Below are 5,330 nucleotides of genomic sequence, written 5' to 3' on the forward strand. Positions count from 1 at the left end.
GAACAAACGATTCCAACTGCACTGTTGTGAAAAGAGACTCCTGAAAAACATCCATACCGCGCACTGAACCGAAATCCTCTGTGGGTTATCGTTTTCCGTATTGTATCTAACTCAATGTTCCCGGGCGACAAAATCAACAGCCTGCTAGGCTAAGCCTCATTCGATCTTTTCAACATCCAACTTCAGACCTTATCTAACTTAAAGGGTAATTTTGAAACTGAAAATTTAACTTGGCCCTGTGGAAGCAAACCTGGGAAGAAAGATTTTCTAACAGCTTCTATTGGATCTACACCCAGCGAGAGACAGGTTTTTTATTACAAGCTTAGAACAAACATCTAAGTAGCGGGGGGCCTCACTAGTTTTTGAATTCAACTGCAGTATTGGACACATAACGTCAGCCTCCTTGCTCACATTAATAGAGAGCGCCTCGCCATTCAATATTGCTGTATAGACACCACTACTATTTGACAACGTTAAGACCTGGGATCGACTTGTTTTCACTAGAGTTGCCATTATTAACAGCTGGAGAACGCGATGGATCTAACACCAAGACATGGCCATTCGAGCTTCTAAAAATTGTCGCCCAAATAGTTTCCGGTGTGGAGAAATATAATGGGATTGACTTGCCCGCAAAGTAACTATACTTGTTACGATCTAATATTACGTACCCGCTGGAAATCTTAGCTTGATCGATCCAGGTTGAAGAGCCCTTACTTATATAGCGCAAATTACCATCCCAGATTTTTTTCGATCCAGCCCAATTATAGAAGTAGATTGGTAACGACCTTACGCCTGATGCCCCTGTACCGTAATCGGTCCAAAAGACGTCGGGCAAGCTGTCTTGTTCACGTATAAGGAACTCCCGAAACTCTTGATACTCATTGTTATTTCCACGAACCAAGTCATCCGACGCTGCAACTTTAGCCAAGCCTAATAGATAACCAAAAGCAGGAATGGCTAGTAGCGCCATAACTACCGCTGTAGAAATAATCCGAGAACCTCTAGCCAAAAGGTTCGCCAAGAAAAACAATCCTGCAACAGCACTTATAAAAACAGGAGGAAAAATCAAAGCCCAGTAACGAAATTTGTGCATTCTCAAATATACAGCTTCACCATCAAACAACCATATAGGCAATAGTGCAATTAGTGTGAAAAACATCCATCCCAACACACTCCAGCTTGCAAGGACTTTCCAACTTGGATTTCTAGATACCAAACCTGCCAAACCAGACAACAAACCGAATGTAACTAGCCCAGCCACAAAAATGCCACCCCGAATATTGTTGAACGCTTCGGGGAACTGTTTAATAATTTCCCACGTCCCAGTTGCAAATGACCTGCTCGTTTCGCGTGGTCCAGATACAGCGAACAATCGAATAAATGGATCTCCGTAAATCAGCCAGCCCCAGATACATTCCAGTAAATAGACGCTGAATGCCCCCAAACAAAAGGCTACCCATTCCCGCCGAGGCATCTTGAGCAGTAGCAGGGCCAAGCCGATACAGGGGAAAAGCACTACAATATATTCCCTTGTGAGATAGGCCCATCCTAGGAGCACCCCAGCCAGGGTAATTGCCAATAGGCTTCGATAGGATGAGATTCCGCTTCGATTAACCGAAACCCAAAATATGAGCGCTACCGCTAGCGTAAAAATTCCGGCGGCCAAATAGTCAGGAAGGATATGGGGCATATCCCGCACATAGCGGGGGGCCAGCACCACAAGAACACTAGCAATCCAGCCTACTGCGGGAGAGAACATTAATTTACCCAGCCACCAAGTTCCAAAGCCAAGAAATACTGCTGTCAAAAAAGGTAACAGATAATAGGCAAGCTCAGAATAACCGAGCATTTGGATAGCTCCCCAAATAGGCCACACTAAACCGACACGGAGGTGCCTATGAGTTGGTGTAACATCTGGCAGCATTAACGCGGAAAAGAAGTAATCCAACTGATCACTGAGAGCCGGCGGCTTGAGGAAAAATACAAATAGTACCGCCACAAAACTGGCGATTATCACGACCGCTACGCCTGGTGAGCCCATCAAGTGAGAACTGACCGACACCAAATTAAACTTACGTACTGTCACTTGGAACCTACAAAACTCTCTTAATTAATTTTTTCTTCAGCTAAGACTGAGGATTTTGACTTTTCGGTCGTAGCTTTAGAGCTTGAGTTGGCGAGGAAAGCAAGTGAAGAGGGCACACCAAGCGCCAGCAAACCTCATACGCACCAACTATATGTAAGGAGCCATTGGAGATGCTCATTGTATCGCGGAACCCGCCAAGTAGTTTTTTAGAGAAATAGCAAGCACTACGGATATGATGGGTGGGCCGCTAACTTTTATTTTTCTCAGAACAAACAACAATCTCAACAGGCTTATAGGCCATCAAATTTGATAGCGCAGAACAAGCCGTTTCAAGTTTAGCTCTGCATGCCTGACTGACCTACAGAAAATTCCGACACCGCTCCGTGATGCCCGATTCGGGCCGCCTTAACTCCTGGCTTTGCTACCGAAGTAAGCCTACATTTATCAATCCTCAGAGCAGGATCGAAGTCCTACACCTCCCCCCCAAAGGCCGTAATTATGCACAACCTTTTGTGAGGAGTCGACTACTACGGAGTAGTTTGCCTCGTCATTCAGCTTGCTGATTGTTTTTTGACCCCTCGTTAACGAAACAGCATCTCTGCAGTCCGCCCGGTTGTAAAAGCTAATTATGGAATCGGGTTGAAATTCTGGCAGCTTTTTCATTATTCTGAATAATCAATCGACGACGAAAGCAAAAATTTATTTTAATAAATTGGAGGAAAGTTAAAGCTTATAGCAATAAAAATCTCTTATGTCAGATGTGTCGATCATTTTTCGATCAGATGTGTATCAGGAGACAGTGCCGAGTGGAGATTACCGCCTTACAGTGAAAGTTTAACGCTTAAGAGCCGCCCAGATATAGAAAAGGGGCTAGAAATCGGGCTTTGCCTTATTATGTGGTACCTTTCTTTAAATTTGCCTATGACACTTAAAACTACCACGCAAGCTAATACACTTAACCTTTGCGGTATACCTAGTACCGATCAAACAATAAGACCAGTGAAAATTATATAGGGTATCAACACAAAACTAACTCGAAACCACCAACGCCCCAAAAGCCTGGTGACCCGCCTGACCTGCTCCCCACTTTCTAGTCCACCGAGATCCTAAGGCCTGTTGACACTAATTGGGTTGGCCCTGTTGTGGAAGAAAAGGTGCCAATCGAGGCAAGAGGAGAGCGGTTTGGTTGTTTCAAATGAGCGACGAGCAATGAAGAAATGAGCGACGAGCAATGAAGAGTGACGCCTTTTCTGGCACAACCCGAAGGACTGCCACTGGTTACGCGCCCTGCGGCGTTAGAAATTGGTTATGCGGGCCCGCCACACAGCGCAATTCCTGCCTTGCAGGCCCCAAAACCAGTGGTAGCAAGGCTATCTCAGTTAGTATTAACAGGCCCTAGTAATGTCCGTCACTAACGAGGAAGATGAACTTGAAAAAACGATTCACCTAAGTGCAGATCATCCCAATCCTGAAGTAGGCCGAGGCCGACATCCCGATCAAGGAGCTTTGCCGCAAGTACAGCATCTCAGATGCCACCTTCTACACTTGGCGGAAGAAGTACGGTGGCCTGGGGGCGGCTGAAGCCCGACGTCTCAAAACTCTTGAGGAAGAGAATACCCGTCTGAAGAAGCTGCTGGCGGAGTTCATGCTCAATCAGGAAGCGCTCAAGGCTGCTCAACCGAAAGTACTAACCGTCGGGAACAAGCGCGAGGCCGTGCGAACCATGCAGCAGGAAACTACTATATCGGAGCGTATGGCCTGTTCACTCGTCGGATTATCCCGCGCATCAATGCGATACCAGTCCCGGAGGGCCGAAACTCCCGCGCTGGTCGATCGTATCAAGGAGATCGCTTTAGAGCGGCGTCGCTTTGGCTACCGGAGAATGCACCAGATGCTGTGCAGGGGGGCTTACAGGTTAATCACAAGAAGGCCTATCGGTTATACAATGATGTGGGCCTGGGGATCCGTAAACGTAGGCGTCGCAAGGGAATCAGCCCCATCAACCTCATTTGCTCTTGACGACGTTCCTCACTTTCTTGATTCTTGATGTACTCTCGAACTATCTGCTCATCTAAGCCAACTGTGCTAACACAGTAGCCCCTGGCCCAGAAATGCCTACCGGTGAAATTTCTCTTCACCTGCATGTACTCACGAAATATTCGAATCGCCGACTTGCCTTTAAGGAGCCCTACCGTATGAGCCACGGCGAACTTCGGAGGAATCGTCAACAACATATGAATGTGCTCCCTCATCGCATAACCCTCGACTAGGTCAACTCCTGCTTGGCGGCAAAGATCACGGAATATGGCTCCGATCTCTCTTCTTAAAGTCCCAAATATCGCTTTTCTTCGATACTTCGGGACAAATACTATGTGATACCTGCAATAATGCTTGACGTGGGCTTGGCTCTGCCAATCTCTCATATGGCCTCCTAATAGAACTTGCCGGTTCATGGGAGGCCATATTCTCTACCCTGCACGACTGAACGGCAGAGCCCTGTCAAGTCTCACCGCCAGAGGCGGTGGTTTACCTATGTATTAATTATGGTTGAACGGCGGCCCCTGCTACTTCCAAAGGGCCCCGAACCATACTTGGTCGCTGTAATAGATGCTCTGGCCAATGGCATATCGGGGCCAGAGGTAGCGCGGACGCTAGATGCCATTCCCTCGTTTCGTGTCTACCCTAAGGCCATCAGGACGGACAAAGGGTCGGAGTTCATCAGCAAAGTACTCAACCAATGGGCATATCACAATGATGTTGAGCTAAAACTGATTCAGCCAGGAAAACCGATGCAGAATGGTTACATCGTGAGCTTCAATGGCAAGTTTCGAAATGAATGTCTCAACGGGCACTGGTTTCGCAACTTGGCACATGCCCAGGAGTTGATCAATACCTGGCGACAGGATTACAACGAGCAGCGGCCGCACTCATCGCTGGGCTATCAGACACCAGCAGAGTTTGCGGCAGTGTTCCGGGCGAGCAAAAAAGGATTGACCAACACGGACATTACTAAGTCGCCGTGGATTAATTTGGAGGTAGGTCAAGGAAGCGGGTGAGATCTCAATATCCGAAGATTGGAAAAAGAGCTCGAAGGAAAATGGCCCAATAAAGCTGCAATAAAAAAGGGCCACCCTGTTGGGTGACCCTTTCTGTTTAGAAGCCTGACGATGACCTACTCTCACATGGGGAGACCCCACACTACCATCGGCGATGTTGCGTTTCACTGCTGAGTTCGGCAAGGGAT

Annotated in this window: 2 protein-coding genes and 2 pseudogenes; 2 read left to right on the forward strand and 2 right to left on the reverse strand. The window is 47.3% G+C overall.

All coding sequences use genetic code 11. The features are described from left to right. Positions 1 to 460: 460 nt before the first annotated feature. Positions 461 to 2,017 carry an ArnT family glycosyltransferase gene (locus tag ABVT36_RS18580; protein ID WP_368457893.1) on the reverse strand — a complete coding sequence of 519 codons (1,557 nt, stop codon included), beginning with the start codon at positions 2,015 to 2,017 and terminating at the stop codon, positions 461 to 463. 1,519 nt (positions 2,018 to 3,536) lie between these two features. Here ABVT36_RS18580 and ABVT36_RS18585 point away from each other — a divergent pair. Further along, positions 3,537 to 4,081 (forward strand): annotated as a pseudogene (locus tag ABVT36_RS18585) (transposase); the annotation flags it as partial. Here the strand turns inward: ABVT36_RS18585 and tnpA are convergent. Continuing rightward, a complete protein-coding gene (tnpA, locus tag ABVT36_RS18590; protein WP_368457894.1) occupies positions 4,018 to 4,509 on the reverse strand; it encodes an IS200/IS605 family transposase in 492 nt (163 codons plus the stop codon). The pseudogene ABVT36_RS18585 and the gene tnpA overlap by 64 nt on opposite strands. Before the next feature lie 198 nt (positions 4,510 to 4,707). On the opposite strand from tnpA, the pseudogene ABVT36_RS18595 reads away from it, so the two are divergent. Beyond that, positions 4,708 to 5,142: pseudogene (locus ABVT36_RS18595) on the forward strand (integrase core domain-containing protein); the annotation flags it as partial. Positions 5,143 to 5,330 lie beyond the last annotated feature (188 nt).

This window comes from Microbulbifer sp. TYP-18 (genome assembly GCF_040932045.1).
Taxonomy (GTDB): domain Bacteria; phylum Pseudomonadota; class Gammaproteobacteria; order Pseudomonadales; family Cellvibrionaceae; genus Microbulbifer.

What these genes read in the sequence shown, in the direction of transcription:
- tnpA (WP_368457894.1), bottom strand. Translation starts at nt 4,509, where the DNA reads ATGAGAGATTGGCAGAGCCAAGCCCACGTCAAGCATTATTGCAGGTAT.